We start from the raw sequence: 20,921 nt of genomic DNA, 5'->3' as shown, positions 1-20,921 counted from the left end.
GCGACGTCACCGCTCGTTGATGTGCATGTCCTGGCCCGCCTGGTAGATCCGGCTCTGGCCGCCGGCCTTCGCCTCCATCACGATGGAGCCGACGCGGGCCTGCCCGGCCGGGGCCGGCCGCAGCACCTCGTCCAGCACCCGCTGGATCTCCACGGCCATCGCCGGGTCCTCGCGCAGCAGCGCCTGCAGCCTGAGCTGCCAGGGCCCGGCCAGCGCCCGCTCGGTGTCCTCGTCGCCGTCCGCGCGGGCCTCCAGCACCTGGCCGCGGACGATCTCCAGCTCCGCCCCGACGGCCTCGGCCTCCGCGGGGCGGGCCCGCCGCCAGAGTGACACCGCGCTGTCGCGCGCGGCCTGCCAGCCGTCGGTGGCCATGGCGGACACCAGGGCCTTGCCTGCCGCCACAACGATCCGGTCCATGCGAGCCCCTCCCTCGAACGCCTGCCTGCGTTCACCGTAGAACGCGAACGGCCCGGCCGCCGCCCCTATCGCGAGGAAGGAGGGCCGGCGGCCCGCCGCTTAACCGATTCATAGCTCTACGGTTCCGTGACCCACGGCGATCCGCCCAGCTCATGCCCATCGAAATGGTTCGACAACGCCGCAAGTGCCTAATGAACCAGTTAATCCACATATTGACGCCTGTCACCCGCGTCTATAGCGTCCACAGTCGCTGACCGCATGTCACCCCTGGAGGCGCATGATGCGGAATCGGGGACGGCCCGTCGCGGCCCTCGTCTTATCCCTGGCGCTCGTCTGGTCGTTCCTGACCCCACCCGCCGCCCACGCGGCGCCCCCGCCCCCGGCGCTGGCGGCCACGCCGCCCATGGGCTTCAACAACTGGAACGCGTTCGGCTGCGACGTCGACGAGACCCTGATCAAGGAGACAGCCGACGTCCTCGTCTCCAGCGGGCTCAAGGACGCCGGCTACCAGTACGTCAACATCGACGACTGCTGGTCCCTGCGGGAGCGCGGCCCGGACGGCAGGCTGGTGCCGGACCCGGCGAAGTTCCCGAACGGCATCGAGGGCGTGGCCGACTACGTCCACGGCAAGGGGCTCAAGCTCGGCATCTACGGCGACGCCGGCACCAAGACCTGCGCCGGCTACCCCGGCAGCCTCGGCCACGAGGAGCTCGACGCGCGGACCTGGGCGGACTGGGGCGTCGACTACCTCAAGTACGACAACTGCAACAACCAGTCGGACGGGTCGCAGGAGGACTACGTCCGGCGCTACACCGCCATGCGCCAGGCGCTCGACAAGACCGGGCGGGCGATCGTCTACTCGATCTGCGAGTGGGGCACCTCGCAGCCGTGGACGTGGGCGAAGGGCATCGGCCACCTGTGGCGTACGACGGGTGACATCAGCGACAACTGGGCCGCCCTGCGCTCGATCATCCGGCAGAACGCGCCGCTCGCCCCGTACGCCGGGCCCGGCCACTGGAACGACCCCGACATGCTGGAGATCGGCAACGGCGGGATGACGGCCACCGAGTACCGCACCCACATGAGCATGTGGGCCATGATGGCCGCCCCGCTGATCATCGGCACCGACCTGCGCACGGCCTCCGCCGAGACGCTGTCGATCCTCGGCAACAGAGAGCTGATCGCCATCGACCAGGACCGGCTCGGCGTGCAGGGCGCGGTCGTCTCGGACGAGAACGGGCTCATGGTGCTGGACAAGCCCCTCGCGAACGGCGACCGGGCCATCGCCCTGTACAACTCCACCGACACGCTGGCCACGGTCAGCGTCGCGACGGGCGAGACCGGGTTGCGGCCCGCGGGGGCGTACCGGCTGACGGACGTCTGGACCGGCGCCACGACCCAGGTTCGCTCCACGATCTCGGCGGCGGTGCCGGCGCACGGCACCGTGGTCTACCGCGTACGGCCGCTGCGCGATCCCGCCACCGTGGCCCCGGCGGTCGCGGTCGGCGCCGAACTCGGCACCCTCGTACCCGGCCCCACCGGCGGAGACCCGCTGACGACGACGGTGACCAACCGCGGTGTCGGCACGATCCGCGACCTGTCCGTGGCGGCGGACGTGCCGGAGGGCTGGACGGCCACCCCGGCCGCCCCCGCGCGCCGCGCCCGGCTGTCCACGGACGCCACGCTGGAGACCGCCTGGCGGGTCGGCGTCCCGGCGGGCACTCCCGCGGGCCGCTACCCGATCGACGTCACCGCCTCCTACAGGTGGGGCCCCCGGCAACGCTCCGCCGCCACCTCCAGCCAGATCATCGCCGTGGTCGTGACCGCCCCCGAGGACGGCCGGCGGCACCTGAGCACGATCTCCCCCGTCACCTCGGTCAACGCCACCGGCCCCGTGGAGGCCGACCAGAGCAACGGCGGGCCCCTGGAGAACGACGGCAACCTCATCACCATCGGCGGCCGGGTCCACACCCGCGGCCTGGGCACCACGACCGGCAGCGAGCTGCGCTACTACCTCGGCGGCCGGTGCTCGCGGCTCGTCACCGACGTGGGCATCGACGACGAGGCGGCGGGCGGCCCCGCCACGTTCACCGTGTACGCCGACGACGCCACCGCCGCCACCAGCGGCCCGGTCGCCGCCGGCGAGGCGCCGAAGACCCTCACCGCCGACCTGACCGGCGCGGCGTGGCTGCGCCTGGTGGCGGAGTCCGCGACGGCCGGCACCCACGCCGACTGGGCGGCACCCGTACTGACCTGCGGCGACGTCGCGGACGACAGCCCGGTCCTGCCGGAGTCGCAGACCCTGTTCTCCTTCGAGTCCGGCACCGAGGGCTTCACCATCGCCAATCCGGGCGACGGCGGCACCGTGGCACAGTCATCCCTCTTCCACACCGAGGGCGCGAACGGCCTCAAGGTGTCCACCCCGGTCGCCGGCAACTGGTTCGGCAGGCCGCTGGCCACGCCGCTCGACCTGTCCGGCGCGACGATGATCGAGTTCGACCTCAAGGCCGGGGACGTCGGCACCGTCGGCGAGATCGCCGTCCAGGTCGGCGAGGAGCTCTCGTGGTGCCAGGGCGGCCTGTGGACCTGGACGAACCCGCACTCCAGCAAGACCGTCACCGAGCGGTTCGACCAGCTCAGCTGCCCCGCCGGCGTCACCCTCGACCGGAGCGACATCCGCGCGGTGTGGGTGTTCCTCAACACCGGGGGCGAGGTGTTCATCGACAACATCAGGGCCGAATGAAGCGGCTTTGGTAACCTCCATGGGTCTTGACGCCGTGCGGCAGGGGGCCGCACGGCGCGGCCGACCGGAGCAGAGGTGACGCAGTCGTCCGGATCGCAGGACGGGGGTACGGCGGCGCGGCGCGGCCGCCGCCCCGTCCGGCCCGGCCCGGACTCCGGCCCCGTCGCGCTCCTCGCCCGCCGGCTGTGGGAGCTCAAGAAGCAGGCGGGCGACCCGTCCTTCGCGGACATGGCCTCCCGTCTCGGGGCCGCGCGCCTCGCCCCCGGCAGCACGGCGGTACGCCGCCACGTCTGGCGGGGGAGGGTCTGGACGGCGGTCCCGTACCGCGTGCTCCAGGACACCGAGGACTACCTGGTCGTGGCCGGATGGCCGGGGCTGCGCGGCCTGGTCTCCACCACGTTGATCGACACCATCACGAACGGCGGCCACGACCGGGACCGGCCGATCCGCGAGCTCGCCTCCGGCACGTGGGAGCTGGGCTGGTGGGCCTGGCGGCGCACCTCGGTACGCAGTTGGTACGGCCTCGACGCCTACTTCACGATCCGCCAGTTCTTCGACGCCGAGCACCGCCCCCTGTGCTGGTACGTCGACTTCGACCTGCCGAAACAACGCACTCCCCTGGGCATCGACACCTTCGACCTCATGGTGGACCTGATCGCCGACCCCGATCTCTCCGGTTACAGGTGGAAGGACGAGGACGACTACGAGCACGCCAGACGGCTGGGGCTGATCGACGACCGGGTGCATCGCCGCGTGACCGAGGCTCGCCAGGAGGTCGTCGGGCTGATCGAAACCCGGCAGGGCCCGTTCGCGCACGACTGGACGCCGCTCCCACACGAGACCTGGCCGGTGCCCTCCTTGCCCGAGGACGCGGCCACCGGACACCTGCGTGACCTACCTTCCGGCAGCGCCCCGTAGACCTCCGCCGCCGCTGCATGGATGGAACACACCGCCACGGTGCCGGCTCGCGACCGAGCCGTTTCCCCGAACCTTGTCACCAGGTGTTCGACCGGTGAGAAGATCGGGGGTGCTCCGAATTGCAAACGCGGTACTCGCGCGAATACCGGAACCGCTGCGCGCCCTCGCGCTCAAGCATCGTGAACTGCTGAAGTTCGCGGTGGTGGGTGGAACCACGTTCTTGGTGGACAACACGGTGTTCTATGGGCTGAAGCTCACCGTTCTGGAACCGAAGCCGGTGACCGCGAAGATCATCGCGGTGCTCGTGGCGACGATCGTGTCCTACGTGCTGAACCGCGAGTGGTCGTTCCGGACCAGGGGCGGCCGCGAGCGCCGTCACGAGGCGGCGCTGTTCTTCCTGGTCAGTGGCGTCGGTCTGGTGCTCAGCTCCGCGCCGCTGTGGATCTCCCGGTACGTGTTCGGCCTGGAGACCCCGGAGGTGAGCCTGGTGACCCAGGAGATCGCCGACTTCATGAGCGCGCAGATCATCGGCACGCTGATCGCCATGGTCTTCCGCTTCTGGGCGCTCCGGAAGTGGGTCTTCCCCGACGAGAAGGCCCACCCCGGCAGCGTGCGGCTGGCTCCCGTCCCCGATTCCAAGGACGAGGCGGCTTGACGGCAGCCGATCCAGAAGCCGTTCCGGCGGTTGGACTGCTGCATGCCGCTGCCGCGCCCCACCAGTCCGGCCCTGCGGATGACCGCCGAACAGATGGCCGGGGCCGGGCGGCCGGCGGAGTCAGGGGCGTTGTCATGTAAGTTTCACGGCTTGTTGACTGCTGATTTGAACGTTGCAATACTCCCCACGGTTCAGCCGCCGCATCCACCTCACCGTCCCTGTATCGGCCCAGTTCAGAGGCGTGACGGGCGATGAATCGATTCAGTCTCTCCGGATCCCCGACCCCCAGGAGCGGAGCATGCGAAGCAGCAGCAAGCCCAGGACCTTCGGCCTAGCGGCCGGTCTCACCGCGATGGCGCTCATGGCGGCCCCGCTGTCCGCCCCGGCCGGCGCCACGGCACAGAGCGGCTCCACGGCACAGAGCAGCGCCGCGACGTCCGCGCTCGCGTGCGGCGACGGCTCGTACAACGCGGAGGCGGTGCTCAGCGGCAGCACCTGGACCGCGCGCAACGGCAGCAGGACCGTCTACACCGGCAGCAGCATGTTGTCGGCCATGCAGGCCGCCGTGGGCAGCCTCACCGCCGGCCGCACGTCGAAGCAGCGGGTCGTGGTCCGCGGCTCGGGCTCGATGAGCGCCGGCTCGCGGCTCTCCCTGCCGAGCTACACGGTGCTGGACGTCTGCGGCACCGTGAACGTGACCGGTTCCGGCTCCGGCGACCAGGCCGTCGTGTACGCCAGAGGCGTGACGGACGTCGAGGTGCAGCACCTGAACGTCACCGGCGCCCCGCTCTACGGCATCTTCGTGCGCAACGGCGTCAACGTCACGCTCGGCCAGATCGACATGCGCCTGTCCAGCGGCCTGGGCATCCGCGTCGACAACCACGGCGACCGCAGCGTACGCACCAGGAACGTGCGCATCGACAACGTCTACGTCTCCGGCACCAGCACCCACGGCGTGGAGACGTACGGCGTGGACGGCCTGACCGTCGGCACCGTCACGGCGCGCAACACCGGCCACTCCGGCCTGCTGCTGAACGACACCATCAACGCCACGGTGACCAGGGTCGACGCCCAGGGCGCCGGCACCGGCACCGGCTACGCCGCCTTCCGCATGGCCAACAGGAACGGCCGGATCGGCAGCGGCTACCCCACCAACATCCGCGTCGGCCAGGTCATCGCGCGAGGCGGCGGGCGCGGCGTCTTCTGCGTCTCGGAGAGCGGCGGCGCGGTCATCGACCGGGTGGACATCGCGCAGACCGGCAACAACGCCATCCTCATCGAGAACTGCCACAACGTGAACATCGCCGCCCAGGGCGGCACGGTGACGGGCCCCGGCGACATCCGGCTCGCGGCCCGCTCGGAGTTCCCCAACACCTCCGACATCGTCATCCAGAACCTGACGGTGACGAACTCCGCCATCACCGAGAACCCGTGCGGCGTCAACACGACCTTCAGGAACAACACGCTGGTCAACAGCCGCCAGACCATCTGCTGAGTGGCCATATCACGGCGATAGGGGCAATTTGCCACGTCTCCGGGACCAGGGGGTGCGCATACCGTCACAACACCCCCAACTCCTGGAGGAGGCCCCGTGTCAAGACCTCTCCGCATCATGCTCTCCGTCGTCCTGAGCCTGGCGTTCCTGCTCGTCACCGCGCCCGCTCAGGCCACCGCCCTGGTCACGGTGCTCAGGTACGACGCCAGCCGGGCCGCCGAGTTCAGCGCCACGATCGACCAGGCGGCCCAGGTCTGGAACTCCAACGTGGTGAACGTCCGGCTCGTCCGCGGCACGCCCGCCCACTTCGTCGTGTACGCCGACAACGGCTGGCCCCGGGCCCTGCCCACCAGCCTCGGGCGGGGCACGATCTGGATGGGCCGGCAGGCCGTCAACCAGGGCTACTACCCGCTGCGGATCGCCACCCACGAGATCGGGCACATCCTCGGCCTGCCGGACCGGCGCACCGGGCGCTGCTCCGATCTGATGTCGGGGTCGAGCGCGCCCGTGAGCTGCACGAACGCGACGCCCAGCGCCGCCGAGCGAGCCGAGGTGGACCGGAACTTCGCCGGTGGCACGCCGCTGGTGGAGTTCGGGCGGCTGTACGAGGAACGGTAAGGGACCGGCCGGGCCGGTGGTGCGGCGAGCGCACCACCGGCCCGGGCGGCGCTCAGGCGCAGGTGTAGCCGGACGGCAGGGAGGTGTCGCCGTTCGGGCGGGTGCCCTGGAAGCCGAACGACGTGCCGGCGCCCGGCCCCAGCGTGCCGTTGTGGCCCACGTCGCGGACCGTGACGGTCTGGCCGGACGAGGTGAACGTGCCGTTCCAGCCGCCGCTGATCGCGTGGCCGGGCGGCAGGGTGAAGGTGACGGTCCAGCCGTTGCGGGGCGTCGTACCGGTGTTGGTCACCGTGACCTGGATGACGTACCCGGTGCCCCACTGGCTCTGCGTGGACGGGGTCGCCGTGCATCCACCGCCCGTGCCGCCCGTGGTGGTCAGCGTGACCGTGCCCGAGCGGGGCGAGCGGTTGCCGGCCGCGTCCTCGGCGTAGACGGCGAACGTGTAGGAGGTGTTCGCGGTCAGGCCGGTGAGCGAGGCGGAGGCGGTGGCCGAGGTGGTCGTCACCGTCTCGGCCGTGCCCTGTAAGCGGACCACGTCGTAGCCGGTCACGCCCACGTCGTCGGTGGAGGCCGGCCAGGTGAGGGTGGCCGAGGAGGAGGTGACGGCGGAGGCGACGGGCGTGCCCGGCGCGGTGGGCGGGCTGGTGTCGTCCTCGCCGGAGGGCTCGTACGTCAGGCCGTACCCCTGCGCGAACAGCGGCGTCTTGCCGTCCCCCGCGTTGATCGGCTGCTGGGAGGCGCTGCTCATCCACGTCATCGGCAGCTTGCCCGCCGGCTGTGCGGCGCCGAACAGCACGTCGGCCACGCCCTGCCCCTCGGTGCCCGGCAGCCAGGCGGCCACCAGCGCGTTCCAGCCGGAGAGCTGGGAGGCGATGTCGAGGGGACGGCCGGAGACGAGCACCACGACGACCGGGACGCCGGAGGCGCGCAGGGTGGCGATGGTGTTCAGGTCGGCGGTGTCCAGGCCGAGGCCGCCGGGGCGGTCGCCCTGGGTCTCGGCGTACGGGGTCTCGCCGACGACGGCGATGGCGGCCCGGTAGCTGCCGTCGATGCCGCTGCCGTCGCGGCTGTAGGTGACGGTGGTGCCGGAGCCCACGGTGTTCCTGATGCCCTGCAGGATGGTGGTGCCGGTCGTGATGTTGCCCGACGAGCCCTGCCAGGAGATCGTCCAGCCGCCGCTCTGGTTGCCGATGTCGTCCGCGCTCTTGCCGGCCACGAAGATCTTGCCGCCGGTCCTGGCGAGCGGCAGCACGCCGCCCGCGTTCTTCAGCACGACCTGCGACTTGGCGACCGCCTCGCGGGCCAGCGCCCGGTGCGCCGCGCTGCCCACGGTGGAGGTGTAAGACCGGTCCGTGAGCGGCTTCTCGAACAGCCCGAGCTCGAACTTCTTGGTCAGGACGCGGCGCACGGCGTCGTCCACACGCGCCGTGGTGACCCGCCCGGCCTGCACCTCGGCCCGCAGCAGGTCGATGAAGCGCCGCCACTCGACGGGCACCATGACCATGTCGATGCCGGCGTTCACGGCGGTGCGCACGTCCTGCGCCGAGGTGCCGGGAGCGCCGTCGATCTGGTCGATGCCGTTCCAGTCGGAGACCACGAGCCCGTCGAAGCCCAGCTCGCCCTTGAGCACCGTGGTGATCAGGTACTGGTGCCCGTGCAGCTTGGCGCCGTTCCAGCTGCTGAAGGAGATCATCACCGAGCCGACCCCGCGCTCCACGGCCGCCTCGAACGGCGGCAGGTGGATCGCCCGCAGGTCGGCCTCGGAGAGCTGGGTGTCGCCCTGGTCGGTGCCGCCCGTGGTGCCGCCGTCGCCGAGGTAGTGCTTGGCGGTGGCCAGCACGGAGGCGGGGCCGTTGAGCGCGCTGCCCTGCAGGCCGGTGATGATGGACGCCATCGAGGAGGGCAGGTCGGGGGTCTCGCCGAACGACTCGTACGTGCGGCCCCACCGGTCGTTGCGGGCCACGCACAGGCAGGGCGCGAAGTTCCAGTCGATGCCGGTGCCGGACACCTCCTCGGCCACGGCCCGGCCGATCCGCTCGACGAGGGCGGGGTCGCGGGTGGCGCCGAGGCCGATGTTGTGCGGGAAGATCGTGGCGCCGTGCACGTTGTTGTGCCCGTGCACGGCGTCCACGCCGTAGATCATGGGGATGCCGAGGGGCGTGGCCAGGGCGGCGTTCTGGTACCTGTCGTACATGTCGGCCCAGCCCGTCGCCGTGTTCGGGGAGGGAGCGGAGCCGCCGCCCGACAGCACCGAGCCGAGCCGGTACGTGGTGACGTCCGCCTCGCTGACCGAGCCGCGCTCGGCCTGGGTCATCTGGCCGAGCTTCTCGTCCAGCGACATCCGGGACAGGAGGTCGGCGACCCGGGTGGGCACGGGGAGGGTGGGATCCTGGTAGGGGAAGGCCGCCGTCGCCGCGGCGGCCGCGGGCGGCGCCGTCACCAGGCTCGCGGCGACGAGCACCAGCGCGGCGGCCCTGCTCGTCCATCTTCTGCTCGGGTTGCTCATGGCACGCTGCTCCGCGCTCGGCTCGAGGGATGGTTTGGGAGCGCTCCCAAAGGCACTCTAGGTCACATCTGCCGAGTTTCCCGGGCCTGCGGCCACCGGCGCCCCGGCGGTCCCGAGCACCAGGGAAAACGGGTCGCGATCCGGTGAAAGTTTCATCGCCGCTTTACCGCCTGTGAAGGGGTGCCGATAATGCAGTCAGGAAAGCGCTTTCCGAACCGACCGACGTCCACCGGAGATCAGCGGAGAGCACCATGCCCTTGACCGCGTCACGCCCCTCGCTCTGGGCGGCCGTTCTCGCGGCCGTCCTCATCCTGCTACCCGCCGCCACTCAAGCCCACACTGAAGCCCACACTGCAGCCCACACGGCAGCCCGCACGGCGGCCGACGCGCCCACCGGGTTCGCCGCCGTCAACGCGCTCGGCCAGAACGGCACCACGGGCGGCGCCGGCGGCAGGACCGTCACCGCCACGAACGCCGACCAGTTCCTGGAGTACATCGACAGCCTCGAACCCCTGGTCATCCAGGTCTCGGGCACCATCGCGATCACCAGCAAGCAGGGGGTCCGCCCGAACAAGACCATCGTGGGCGTCGGCACCTCGGGCCACATCACCGGCGGCGGCCTGGACTTCTACCGGTCGTACAACGTGATCGTGCGCAACCTCCGCTTCACCAACGCCGAGGACGACGCGGTCAACATCGGCCAGAACTCCCACCACATCTGGATCGACCACAACACCTTCTCCGGCGCGGTGGACGGCTCGGTGGACGTCGTACGGGGCGCCGACTACGTCACCGTCTCCTGGAACCACTTCGACCACTCCGACAAGTCGATGCTGATCAGCCACTCCGACGGCGCGGGCGGCACCGACATTGGCCACCTCAAGGTGACGATCCACCACAACTTCTTCGACAACAGCAGGCAGCGGCACCCGCGCATCCGCTTCGGCGAGCCGGTGCACATCTACAACAACTACTTCCTCGGCAACGAACTGTACGGGGTGGCCTCGACCGAGAACGCCGGGGCCGTGGTCGAGGGCAACTACTTCGAGAACGTGCCGCACCCGCTCTACTCGGCCAGCGGCTACGCCGACAGCGGCCCCGGCAGGGCGGTGCAGCGCAACAACATCTTCGTCAACTCCGGCACTCCCGAGGTGGCGGGCACCGTGACCGAGCCCCGCACGTACTACTCCTACACGGTCGACGCACCGCAGACCGTGCCGTCAGCGGTCCGTGCGGGCGCGGGCGTCGGCAAGATCGGATAGGGGCGGCAAACGGCCGGCATGTGATCAGCCCGCTGGAGCCGGCCCGGTCACCGGCATGAACGCCCGCCCATCGTCGCCGATGGGCGGGCTCAGCGTGGTGGCGTGACCAGCGCCGACAGCAGGCGGTCGGCCTCCGCGGCGATGCCCGGCAGGTCGGCCGCCGGCTCCTTCGATCTGGCCAGCAGCATGCCGCCCTCGCACAGCGCGCCGAAGACGAGCTGGGCGCGGGCGTCCAGGTCGCCGTCCGGCGCCAGCCCGGCGGCCACGGCCAGGTGCAGCCCGTCGCGCAGGATGCGCAGCATGTGGTCGTGCTCGATCTCGCGTACGGTCTCCCACCCGAGCACCGCCGGCGCGTCGAGCAGCACGATCTGGCGGAACCCGGGGTCCAGGCAGTGCTCCAGGAAGGTCCGGCAACCGCGCCGCAGCGCCGCCCACACGTCGTGCTCCTCGGCGGCGATGCCCAGCAGCTTGGCGTCCACCGTCTCCAGTTCGGCCACGAAGGCCGCGCGGAACAGCTCCGCCTTGCCGCCGAAGTGGTGGTAAGCGGCTCCCTTGGTCACCCCGGCCGCGGCGGCGATGGCGTCGATCGAGGTCAGCGCGTATCCGGTGGCTCCGAACCGCTCCCGCGCGGCGTCCACCAGCCGCCTGGTGGTCTCGTCCGAGCGCTCTGCCTGGGTACGGCGCATCATCGTGCTCCCATTGACTTACATACTCGCGGTACGTAACTTCGAACATAGTTACGTACTCCGAGTATCCCAATGAGGACCACTCATGTCACCACCGCACATCGCCGTCTACGGCGCGACAGGACACACCGGCCGCCTGGTGGCGGCCGACCTGCACAACCGGGGTGTGGAGATCATCCTGGCCGGACGCGACGGCAACGCGCTCAAGACCATGTCCGAGGAGCTGAGCGGGGCCCTCGTGCACGAGGCCGCGCTCGACGAGCCCGCCGCGCTGCGCGATCTCGCGGGCTCGGCGGACGTGCTGATCCACTGCGCGGGCCCGTTCACCGACACGGGCAGGGCACTGGCCACGGCCGCCGTGCGAGCCGGCTGCCACTACGTGGACCACGCCCTGGAGCAGCACCACACGAAGTGGATGTTCGACACCATGCAGGGGCCCGCGCGCGAGGCGGGCATCACCATGGTCACGGCCATGAGCTTCTACGGCGGGCTGGGCGACCTGCTCGCCGGGGCCGCGGCCGCCGGCATGACGGGGATCGACCGGGTGATCACCGCGTACTCGGTGACCGGCTGGCGCCTGACCACGGGGGCCAGGAAGACCGCCGAGCTGCTGTTCGCCGACACCCGGCGGATCACCTACACCGGCGGCGCCGAGCACGTCGGCTACGTCGAGCCGCGCAACGCCGTCTTCCCGTTCCCGCCGCCGCTGGGGCCGCGCACGATGATCGCGCCCGTGCCGTTCCCCGAGGTCGTCACGGTGCCCAGGCACGTCGCGGCGCGGCAGGTCGAGGCGCAGCTCACGGCGCACACGTTCGAGGAGGAGCAGGCGTTCACCAGCGAGCACGTGGACGCGGCCACCAGAGCGGGCTCGCACTTCACGGTCGCCACGCAGGTGATCGCGGAGGGCGGCAGCCGGGCCGGCCAGGCGCGCGGGCAGGACCTGTGGCGGATGAGCGCGCTGGCCTCGGTCGAGGCCGCCGTCCGGCTGGCGGGCGGCCGGGGCCCGGGCCCCGGCGTCTTCGGCCCGGCCGAGGCGTTCCCCGCCGAGCCGTTCCTGCGCGATCTGGAACGGCTCGGCCTGTTCAGGCTCACCCTTCAGGAGGAGAGATGATTCTGGTCACCGGTGCGGCCGGCGGGCGGCAGGGCGCGACCGGGCGCCGCGTCGCGGAGCTGCTGCTGGAGCGCGGCGAGAAGGTGCGGGCCTTCGTGCGCTCCGACGACGATCGGGCCGCCGAGCTGCGCAAGCTCGGCGCGGAGGTGGTGGTGGGCGACCTGCGCGAGATCTCCGCGGTCCGCCCTGCCATGCGCGGGATCACGCGGGCGTTCTTCACCTATCCGGTGACTGCGGGCCTGATGGACGCGACCGCCGCGTTCGCCGCCGCCGCCAGGCAGGAGGGGGTGGACCGCGTCGTCGAGGTGTCGCAGCTCGACGCCCAGCCCGAGGCCGGCACGCCGCGGATGCGCCGGCACTGGCTGTCGGAGCAGGTCTTCGACTGGGCCGGGGTGGGGGCGGTGCACCTGCGGGCGGCGGTGTTCTTCGAGAACCTGGCCGTCGTCGCGGCCGCCGCGGGCCGGCTGGCGCTGCCGCTGGGCCCGCCCTCCACGCGGATCCCGCTGGTCGCGGCCGCCGACGTGGCCGCGGTGGGGGCGGGGCTGCTGCTGGATCCGGCTCCGGCCGATCCGGTGTGCCTGCTGACCGGGCAGATGTCCACCGCAGGGGAGGCGGCGCGGGCACTGGGCGTCGAGTACGTGGACCTGCCGCCCGAGGAGTGGGAGGCGGGCGCGATGGAGGTGTACGGGGATCCGTACGCGGTCGAGCACCTCACGCACCTGTGGGCGATCTTCCGCGCCATCGGCACCGGCGACCATCCGCTCTACCGCGTCACCGACACCATCGAGCGGCATGGCGGCCGGCCTCCCATGACGCTGCGGGAGTTCGCCGCCGGTTGAGTCAACCCCTTTCCTGACAAGATCGCGCCATGTATGTTCGGGCGGAAGGAAAGTTTCACCCATGGAGGAAGAGTGGGCAAGAAGCTTCACATGCTGGCGCTCCCGCTGGCCGCCGCCGCCCTGACCGCCCTGGCGGCCCCGGCTCAGGCCGCCGAGGGGTACGACCGGTGCCAGGACGGCTACTACTGCATGTTCTCCGGCCTCGACGGCACCGGGGACATCATCCAGATCAAGACCGACACCCCCGACCTGGCCGCGCTGGGCATGGCCGACCGCGCCAAGTCCGACTGGAACCGTACCGACTCCTGGATCCACCTGTTCTCCGAGGCCGGCTACGACGGCTGCTCGGCGGTGACCATGCCGCGCGACAAGGGCAACTTCTTCATCGACTTCCGCGACTTCTTCGACTCCGTCCGCTTCGACGGCGCCAACGGGCCGTCCTGCTTCACCACCTTCAAGGGCTCGGTGTCCGACTCGCACGGCTGATCCCGGAACGACGAAACCCCCGGCCGGAGGGCCGGGGGTTTCGGTCAGGCAGCGGGGGTCAGCCGGTGAAGCCGACCGCCGTCCAGTCGTAGAAGGAGTAACCCTTGGCGCCGAGGTTGGCCAGGGTCTTCTTGGCCGCCTGGATGTCCGGGCGCTGGTACAGCGGGATCGTGTGCACCATGTCCCAGACGAGCTTGTCGGCGGCGTTCGCCTTCTCGATCGCCTTGACCGGATCCATCTCGCTCACGGCGTCCTCGATGGCGGCGTCCACGGCCGGGTCGCTCGCCTTCGGGAAGTTGCTCTCGGAGCCGGTCTTGTAGATCTGCTGCAGGCTGCTGATCGGCTGCGGGTCACCGATCCAGGAGAACGGCACCAGGTCGAAGTCGCCCTTGATGATGTAGTCGTTGAAGAACTTGTCATCGGGCACCGGCCGGATCGTCACCTTGATCCCGGCCTCCTTGAGCATGGCCTGGGTGAGCTCGCCCTCGGTCTTGGCGTACGGCAGGCCCGACGGGACGACGAAGCTCAGCGCGAACTCCTTGCCGTCCTTCTTGCGGTACTCGCCCTCCTGCTTCCAGCCGGCCGCGTCGAGGAGCTGCTTGGCCTTGTCCAGGTTGTACTTGCCGAGGTCGCCGGAGTTGTCGACGTACCCCTTGTGGTTGTTCATGAAGACGTGGTTGCCGAGCGTCTGCAGCGGCCAGTCCATGTCCTTCAGGTCCGACTGCGTGATCACGTCACGGTTGATCGCGTACTGCACGGCCTGCCGGACCGACTTGTCCTTCAGGAAGTCGCTCTGGTTGTTGACCGTGATGTGCCGCCAGTTGGGGCTGAGCGCCTTGCGGATGTCCACGTTCGGGACTTCCTTGGCCCGCTTGAGGTCGGCCGGGCTGCCCGGCGGGATCTCCACCATGTCGAGCTCGCCGTTGGCGAAGGCGTTGACCTGCGCGGCGGGCGTCTCGATCCCACGGAAGATGATCTTGTCGAGCTTGGCCTTCTTGCCCCACCACTTGTCGTCACGCACGAGCGTGAGCGTCTTGGTGCCCTCGTCGATGCTCTCGACCTTGAACGGCCCGGACGTGACCGGGATCTTCTGCAGGTAGTCCTTGTCGAAGGCGTCCGGCTCCGTGATGTGCTTGGCCGGCATCAGGTGCGGCGAGCGGGACAGCATGCTGTTCCACTCGGGGTACGGCTTCTTGAAGGTGAGGATGGCGATCTTGTCGGTGTCACCCTTGGTGACCGACTCGACCTGGTCCCAGCCCTCGGTGGAGGCCGGCTTGAACTTCTTGTTCTCGCCGTTCTGGGCCTTCCACTGGGCCTCGATGTCCTTCCACGTGATCGGCGTGCCGTCGGACCACACGGCCTTGTCGTTCAGCGTGTAGGTGACGACCTGCTTACCCGACGACTGGTCGTTCTTGATGTCGGTCAGGTAGTCCGGGTTCGGGGTGAAGGTCGCTTCCTGGTCGGACCGCATCAGGATCGGCAGGAGCGGGTCGAGCATGTCCGCCGTGTCCCGCTGGTTGCCGTCCACGTGGATCGGGTTCCACTGGCTCGGCCACTGGCCGATGGCGAGGGTGAGGGTGCCACCGTCCTTGACCTGCTCGTAGGGGACGGGGTTGATGCTGATGGCCGGGGTCTCCGCCATCTGCTGCTGCGCCTGCTGGGACTGCTGCGCGTTCGGCTGGCTGTTGTTGGAGCCGCCGCCTCCGCCGCAGGCCGCAGCGGCCAGGGCGAGGACCGCCAGCCCAGCGGCCGCACGGTAACGAACCTTCACTCTTCCTCCTGATTGTCCGAGGCCGTGATGACCTCGATCTCCTCCGCGTAATGGCAGGCGGCGCCGTGGTCGACGCGGTTCGCCAGCCGGGCAACCGAGGGCTCCTCGTCCACACACCGCCGCCGCTCCGCCTCGCTGAGCCGGGCGAACTTGGGGCAGCGAGTACGGAAACGGCACCCCGACGGCGGATCCGCCGGGCTCGGCAGATCGCCTTCGAGCAGGATCCGCTTGCGGGTGCGCTCCATCTCGGGGTCGGGCAGTGGGATCGCCGACAGCAACGCCTGCGTGTAGGGGTGCGCCGGGTGGTCGTAGACGTTCTCGACCGTCCCGATCTCGGCGATCCTGCCCAGGTACATGACGGCCACGCGGTCGGCCAGATGCCGCACCACGGCCAGGTCGTGGGCCACGAACAGGTACGACAGTCCGAGCCTGTTCTTCAGCTCCTCCAGCAGGTTGATCACGCCTGCCTGGATGGAGACGTCGAGCGCGGAAACCGGCTCGTCCAGCACCAGCACCTTCGGCTCCAGGGCCAGCGCGCGGGCGATGCCGATGCGCTGCCGCTGGCCGCCGGAGAACTGCTGCGGGTACCGTTCGGCGTGCTCGGCGGCCAGCCCGACGAGCTGGAGCAGCTCGGCGACCTTGGCCCGCACGTCGCCCGTCTTGCCGTGCGCGCGCAGCGGCTCGGCGATGATGTCGCCGATCGGCATGCGCGGGTCGAGCGCGGCCATCGGGTCCTGGAAGACGATCTGCAGGTCCCCGCGCAGCGCCTTGCGAGCGGCCTTGTCCAACGTGGCGCTGTCCTTGCCGAGCACCACCACCCGGCCGCCCTGCGGCGGCTCGAGCTGCATGATCTGCTGCAGCGTGGTGGTCTTGCCGCATCCCGACTCGCCGACCAGGGCCAGCGTCTCGCCCTCGGCGATGTCGAAGCTGATGCCGTCCACCGCGAACACGGTGCCGACGCGGCGCTTGAAGACCGCGCCCTTCATCAGCGGGTAGTGCCGCTTCATGTCGTCGAGCTCCAGCACGGTGGCGCGCTCGGTGCGCGGCACGCGTACCACGTCGCTCGGCGGGATCACCGGCACCGGGAACACGTCGGCGCCGCTCAGGCCCTTGTGCTCGATCTCGTGCGCGCGGATGCACGCGACGTGACGCCCGCCGCCGAACGGCGTCAGCGGCGGCTCCTCGTCGTCGCACATGTCCACCTTCATCGGGCAGCGCGGCGCGAACGGGCAGCCGGGCGGCAGCGAGGCGGGCGAGGGCGGGTTGCCCTCGATGGGCACGAGCGGCCCCTCCTCGCCGTCGATCCTGGGGATCGAGGCGAGCAGCCCCATCGTGTACGGCATGCGCGGCCGGTAGTAGATGTCGTCCACGGGCCCCTGCTCGACCGGGCGGCCCGCGTACATGACGAGCACCCGGTCGGCCATGCCGGCGATGACGCCCAGGTCATGGGTGATCATCACGATGCCGGCGCCCGTCTCCCGCTGCGCGGTCTTGAGCACCTCCAGGACCTGCGCCTGGATGGTGACGTCGAGCGCGGTGGTCGGCTCGTCGCAGATCAGCAGGTCGGGGTCGTTGGCGACGGCCATGGCGATCATCGCGCGCTGCCGCATGCCGCCGGAGAACTCGTGCGGGAACGCCTTGGCCCGCAGGTGCGGGTTCGGGATGCCGACGAGGTCGAGCAGCTCGACGGCGCGCCTGGCCGCCTTGTCCTTGCCCAGCCTCTGGTGGATGCGGACGGCCTCGGCGATCTGCTCGCCGATCGTGTAGACGGGCGTGAAGGCCGACAGCGGATCCTGGAAGATCATGCTGATGGCCTTGCCGCGCACCTTGACCAGGTCGTCTTCCTTCATGCCGAGCAGCTCTTGGCCGTGCAGCCTGACCGAGCCGCTGACCTGGGCGTCGCGCGGCAGCAGCCCCATGACGGCGAGCGAGGTGACGGACTTGCCCGAGCCGGACTCGCCCACGATGCCGAGCACCTCACCGCGCTCGACCTCGTAGCTGACGCCGCGCACGGCCTGGATGCCGCCGGGGAAGGTGACGGTGAGGTCCCTGACCTCCAAGATGCTCACGAGTTGCTCCCCGGGTCGAGTGCGTCACGCAGGCCGTCGCCGATCAGGTTGACGCTGAGCACCAGCGCGACCAGGAGACCGGCGGGGAAGGCGAACAGCCACGGGTAGCCGGTGGCGTTGCGGGAGCCCTCCGCGATCAGCGTGCCGAGCGAGACGTCCGGCGGCTGGATGCCGAAGCCGAAGAAGGACAGCGCCGCCTCGCCGATGATCGCGCCGCTGACGTTGAGCGTGGCGTCGATGATCAGCAAGGAGGACAGGTTGGGCACGATGTGCCGGAAGATGATCTTCCAGCGCGGGATGCCCATGTAGACCGCGGCCAGCACGTACTCCCGCTCGCGCAGCGACAGCGTCATGCTGCGGACCACCCGGGAGGTGATCATCCAGGAGAACGCGGCCAGCAGCGCCACGAACCACAACCACGACGCGCCTTCCCTGAGCTGCGGCGAGACGATGGCGATGATGAGGAAGCTCGGCAGGACGAGCAGCAGGTCGACGCCCCACATGAGCACCTTGTCGATCCAGCCGCCGAAATAGCCGGCGAAGGCGCCCACGATCGCGGCCAGGCCGGTGGAGATCAGCGCCACCAGCAGGCCGATGACGATCGACTTCTGCATGCCGCGCAGCGTCACCGCGTACATGTCGGCGCCGATCGAGGTGGTGCCCCACCAGTGGTCGGGGCTGGGGCCGGACAGGAAGGCCATGAAGTCCTTCTCGGTCCAGTCGTACGGGCCGAAGTAGGGGCCGAGGTAGGCCAGCGCCACCAGCAGGATCAGCGCGATGAACCCGTAACGGGCCTGCTTGTTGGCCAGCAGGCGCTTGAAGACGACTTTCGATCGCATCTCAGCTCACCCGCACCCGAGGATCGAGGGCCGCCACCAGCAGGTCCGACAGGAACGACGCGGCCAGCACGCACACGGCGGCGAAGAACGTCACGGCGGCGACGGAGTTGACGTCGTTCTGGTTGATCGAGTCGACCAGCCAGGCGCCCATGCCGTGCCAGGCGAAGATCTTCTCGGTGAACGTGGCGCCGGTGAACATCGTGCCGAACGCGAACGCGAAGTACGTGGCCGACGGGATCAGCGCGGTCCGCAGCGCGTGCTTGATCAGCGCCTTCCTGCGCGGCAGGCCCTTGGCGATCGCGGTCCGCACGAAGTCCTGGTTCAGCACGTCGAGCATCATGTTGCGCTGGATGCGGCTGTAGAAGGCGATGGAGCCGAGGCTGAGCGAGATCGTCGGCAGGATGAGGTGGTTCAGCCGGTTGAGGAACTGGTCCCAGCCCGACAGCTGCGGGTTGTACTCGCCGGTGTACTCGATCAGCGTGAACCCGAGCCCTCTGTTCAGGTTGTACGTGCCGATCGCCAGCAGCGTGGCGAGCACGAACACGGGGATCGCCATGATCACGAAGGAGGAGACACCTATTAACCGGTCGCTGAGCTTGTACTGCTTCACCGCCGAGAACGCCCCCAGCGCCACGCCCACGGCGAAGCCGAGGAGCGTGCCGATGAGCAGGAGCCGAGCGCTGACCATGATCCGCCGGCCCATCTCGCCGTTGACGGAGCCGCCGTTCCAGGTCCTGCCGAAGTCTCCGGTGACGACACCCTTGGCCCAGGTCGCGTAGCGCTGGAGCACGGGGGTCTTGTCGTTCAGGTTGTAGGCATCAAGTGTGGCGTCGATGACCGCCTCGGCCACCGGGGGCTGGCGCCCCTCGTACGCGCCGCGCGGGCTCATGGTGGAGGCCGCGAGGATGTACGCCAGACTGGCCGCGATGGCGACCAAGATCACATTTATTGCCAACCTGCGGAGCAGGTACTTGCCCATCACTCTCCGTTCGCGCTGACCGGGGGCCCAACCTTCCTGACGGAGAGGCGCCCCCCGCAACGAAAACCCATCTCGCATCGTGAAATGTCAACGCGATGTCGAGATGGCGATCAGGGCGCAGAATATAAGTAAAAATATAACAGCCAGAAACGGCGATATATAACGGTAAGGTCACCTACAATAGATCGACAAGGCGCCCCAGGTGCCCAAATGTCGCACTCGACCTGCGGAAATGCCGCTTACCGATGACCTTGCGAGATCACCCCATAAGCCCTTGTGTCACAGAATCCGGACATAAATTGCCGCCCGGACAAAGCCTCCATATCATATTCGCTTGGGAGAGCTGTACGCGGGGCGGATGATCTCAGCGTCCCCGCGCCGGGCGCGGCCCGGATCCCGAGGCGGCGCTCAGGAAGAAGTCCTCGCCGCCCACCTGGCCGCCCTTGAGTGCCACCTCCAGCCCGTCGCAGGCGGGGTCGTCCGATGCCAGCACGCACACCGGGCCGCCGACCGCCAGCGTGCCGACCACGTCCAGGGCGCGGGCCCCGAGCGCGGCGACGACCTGGCCGGAGGTGTCGCCGCCCGCCACCACCAGCCGCCGCACCAGCCCGGCCCGGACCGCCGCGGCGGCCACCCGGCCGAGCGACTCGCCGACGCCCGCGGGGTCGCGGGCCGGCCCGCGCGTCGACTGCACGATGGTGTGACGGCCCTCGCGCAGGCTCGCCTCGGCGTGCGCGATCGCGTCGAGCCCGTCGGCGGCGTCCAGCACCGTCCATCCGGCACGCTCGGCCGCGTCGATCTGCCGGGCGGTGACCGGCGACCGGCTCCCGGACACCACCAGCACCGGCTCGGCCGCGGCGAGCGTCGCGCCGCCGTGTGCCGGGCGGCCGGAGGTCAGGGCAGCGGCCAAGGAGTAACTCAGGCCCCCCGATCCGACGCAGTACAGCGCTCCCCCGCCGGCGTCCGGCACGCCCCCAGGGTGCGCCGTGCCCTCGCCCAGGTGCGGTGCCCGACTGCCGGCGGCGGTGAGGAGGAGGCGGCCGAACGCGACAAGGTGGGCCTCCGTCATGGCGTCGGCGACGACGGCCGCGTCCGACCGCCTGGCCGCGTACTCCTCCTGCGACGCCCCCGCCGGCAGCCACCCCGTACGGCCCGCCCCCTGCTCGGCCAGCCGCACCCGCAGGTCGGCCTCGGTCGCCGGGGTGACCGGGTGGTCGCGGGTCGGCGGGTAGCGGTCGAGCCTGACCACCTCCTCCCCCGCCCGCACGAAGTGGTTGGCGAACCACGTGTAACGCCCGAACTCCGGCTGCGCGGCCAGCACCGGCACCGCGCCGCGAGCCAGCCCCTCGCGGTGCAGGGCCGCGATGACCGCGCCGATGCTGCCGTGCCCGGGCGAGGAGTCGAACGTCGAGCAGACCTTGTACTGGACGGCTAGTGCTGTGACCGGAAACGATCACCGGGTTGGGTGAGGGGTTCAGGCTGCCGGTGTGAGTGGTCGACCGCCCCAGCGGAGGCCTTTCTCACTGC

General features: G+C 70.3%; 16 protein-coding genes and 1 pseudogene. 9 read left to right on the top strand and 8 right to left on the bottom strand.

Features of this window, described 5'->3' with window-relative positions:
* Positions 1-6: 6 nt before the first annotated feature.
* The gene (locus tag AB0I79_RS30220; RefSeq protein WP_357879815.1) at positions 7-417 is read right to left on the bottom strand and encodes a hypothetical protein; all 411 of its coding nucleotides are present in this window, start codon (positions 415-417) and stop codon (positions 7-9) included.
* 277 nt (positions 418-694) lie between these two features.
* Here AB0I79_RS30220 and AB0I79_RS30215 point away from each other — a divergent pair, with 277 nt between their 5' ends.
* From AB0I79_RS30215 to AB0I79_RS30195, 5 genes are all read left to right on the top strand, one after another.
* Entirely contained in the window at positions 695-3,160 is a 2,466-nt protein-coding gene (locus tag AB0I79_RS30215) for an NPCBM/NEW2 domain-containing protein (RefSeq protein WP_357879812.1), read from the top strand.
* 75 nt (positions 3,161-3,235) lie between these two features.
* Positions 3,236-4,078 carry a DUF402 domain-containing protein gene (locus AB0I79_RS30210; protein ID WP_357879809.1) on the top strand — a complete coding sequence of 281 codons (843 nt, stop codon included), beginning with the start codon at positions 3,236-3,238 and terminating at the stop codon, positions 4,076-4,078.
* A 109-nt stretch (positions 4,079-4,187) separates the two neighbouring features.
* Complete coding sequence (locus tag AB0I79_RS30205; protein WP_357879806.1) at positions 4,188-4,733, top strand: GtrA family protein; 546 nt, start codon at positions 4,188-4,190, stop codon at positions 4,731-4,733.
* Positions 4,734-5,031: 298 nt separating this feature from the next.
* Positions 5,032-6,228 (top strand): right-handed parallel beta-helix repeat-containing protein, encoded by a 1,197-nt coding sequence (locus AB0I79_RS30200; RefSeq protein ID WP_357879803.1) that lies wholly within the window; start codon positions 5,032-5,034, stop codon positions 6,226-6,228.
* Positions 6,229-6,324: 96 nt separating this feature from the next.
* Positions 6,325-6,846, top strand: a complete 522-nt coding sequence (locus AB0I79_RS30195) for a snapalysin family zinc-dependent metalloprotease (protein ID WP_357879801.1) — start codon at positions 6,325-6,327, stop codon at positions 6,844-6,846.
* Positions 6,847-6,898: 52 nt separating this feature from the next.
* Here AB0I79_RS30195 and AB0I79_RS30190 read toward each other — a convergent pair whose 3' ends face one another.
* On the bottom strand, positions 6,899-9,352 hold the full coding sequence (locus AB0I79_RS30190; RefSeq protein ID WP_357879798.1) for a glycoside hydrolase family 3 N-terminal domain-containing protein: 2,454 nt from the start codon (positions 9,350-9,352) through the stop codon (positions 6,899-6,901).
* Positions 9,353-9,603: 251 nt separating this feature from the next.
* On the opposite strand from AB0I79_RS30190, the gene AB0I79_RS30185 reads away from it, so the two are divergent.
* A complete protein-coding gene (locus AB0I79_RS30185; RefSeq protein WP_357879795.1) occupies positions 9,604-10,614 on the top strand; it encodes a right-handed parallel beta-helix repeat-containing protein in 1,011 nt (336 codons plus the stop codon).
* A gap of 89 nt (positions 10,615-10,703) precedes the next feature.
* Here the strand turns inward: AB0I79_RS30185 and AB0I79_RS30180 are convergent, their stop codons facing one another.
* Positions 10,704-11,303, bottom strand: a complete 600-nt coding sequence (locus tag AB0I79_RS30180; protein ID WP_357879792.1) for a TetR/AcrR family transcriptional regulator — start codon at positions 11,301-11,303, stop codon at positions 10,704-10,706.
* An 82-nt stretch (positions 11,304-11,385) separates the two neighbouring features.
* On the opposite strand from AB0I79_RS30180, the gene AB0I79_RS30175 reads away from it, so the two are divergent.
* From AB0I79_RS30175 to AB0I79_RS30165, 3 genes are all read left to right on the top strand, one after another.
* Positions 11,386-12,411 carry a saccharopine dehydrogenase NADP-binding domain-containing protein gene (locus tag AB0I79_RS30175; protein WP_357879790.1) on the top strand — a complete coding sequence of 342 codons (1,026 nt, stop codon included), beginning with the start codon at positions 11,386-11,388 and terminating at the stop codon, positions 12,409-12,411.
* Positions 12,408-13,250 (top strand): NAD(P)H-binding protein, encoded by an 843-nt coding sequence (locus AB0I79_RS30170; RefSeq protein ID WP_357879787.1) that lies wholly within the window; start codon positions 12,408-12,410, stop codon positions 13,248-13,250. The genes AB0I79_RS30175 and AB0I79_RS30170 overlap by 4 nt, the downstream gene beginning before the upstream one ends.
* Before the next feature lie 72 nt (positions 13,251-13,322).
* Positions 13,323-13,736 (top strand): peptidase inhibitor family I36 protein, encoded by a 414-nt coding sequence (locus AB0I79_RS30165; protein ID WP_357879784.1) that lies wholly within the window; start codon positions 13,323-13,325, stop codon positions 13,734-13,736.
* Between the two features lie 58 nt (positions 13,737-13,794).
* Here AB0I79_RS30165 and AB0I79_RS30160 read toward each other — a convergent pair whose 3' ends face one another.
* From AB0I79_RS30160 to AB0I79_RS30140, 5 genes and pseudogenes are all read right to left on the bottom strand, one after another.
* The gene (locus AB0I79_RS30160) at positions 13,795-15,507 is read right to left on the bottom strand and encodes an ABC transporter family substrate-binding protein (RefSeq protein WP_357879781.1); all 1,713 of its coding nucleotides are present in this window, start codon (positions 15,505-15,507) and stop codon (positions 13,795-13,797) included.
* On the bottom strand, positions 15,504-17,576 hold the full coding sequence (locus AB0I79_RS30155; RefSeq protein ID WP_357879778.1) for an ABC transporter ATP-binding protein: 2,073 nt from the start codon (positions 17,574-17,576) through the stop codon (positions 15,504-15,506). Before AB0I79_RS30155 ends, AB0I79_RS30160 begins: the two co-directional genes overlap by 4 nt.
* Entirely contained in the window at positions 17,573-18,415 is an 843-nt protein-coding gene (locus tag AB0I79_RS30150) for an ABC transporter permease (protein WP_357879775.1), read from the bottom strand. The genes AB0I79_RS30155 and AB0I79_RS30150 overlap by 4 nt, the downstream gene beginning before the upstream one ends.
* Before the next feature lies 1 nt (position 18,416).
* A complete protein-coding gene (locus AB0I79_RS30145; protein ID WP_357879772.1) occupies positions 18,417-19,394 on the bottom strand; it encodes an ABC transporter permease in 978 nt (325 codons plus the stop codon).
* Between the two features lie 364 nt (positions 19,395-19,758).
* Positions 19,759-20,811: pseudogene (locus AB0I79_RS30140) on the bottom strand (nucleotide-binding domain containing protein); the annotation flags it as partial.
* Between the last annotated feature and the right edge of the window lie 110 nt (positions 20,812-20,921).

The sequence above is a fragment of the Nonomuraea sp. NPDC050202 genome, from assembly GCF_040656115.1.
GTDB lineage: Bacteria > Actinomycetota > Actinomycetes > Streptosporangiales > Streptosporangiaceae > Nonomuraea.
Note: the sequence above shows the minus strand (reverse complement) of the source record. Positions and strands in the feature narration are given on the sequence as shown.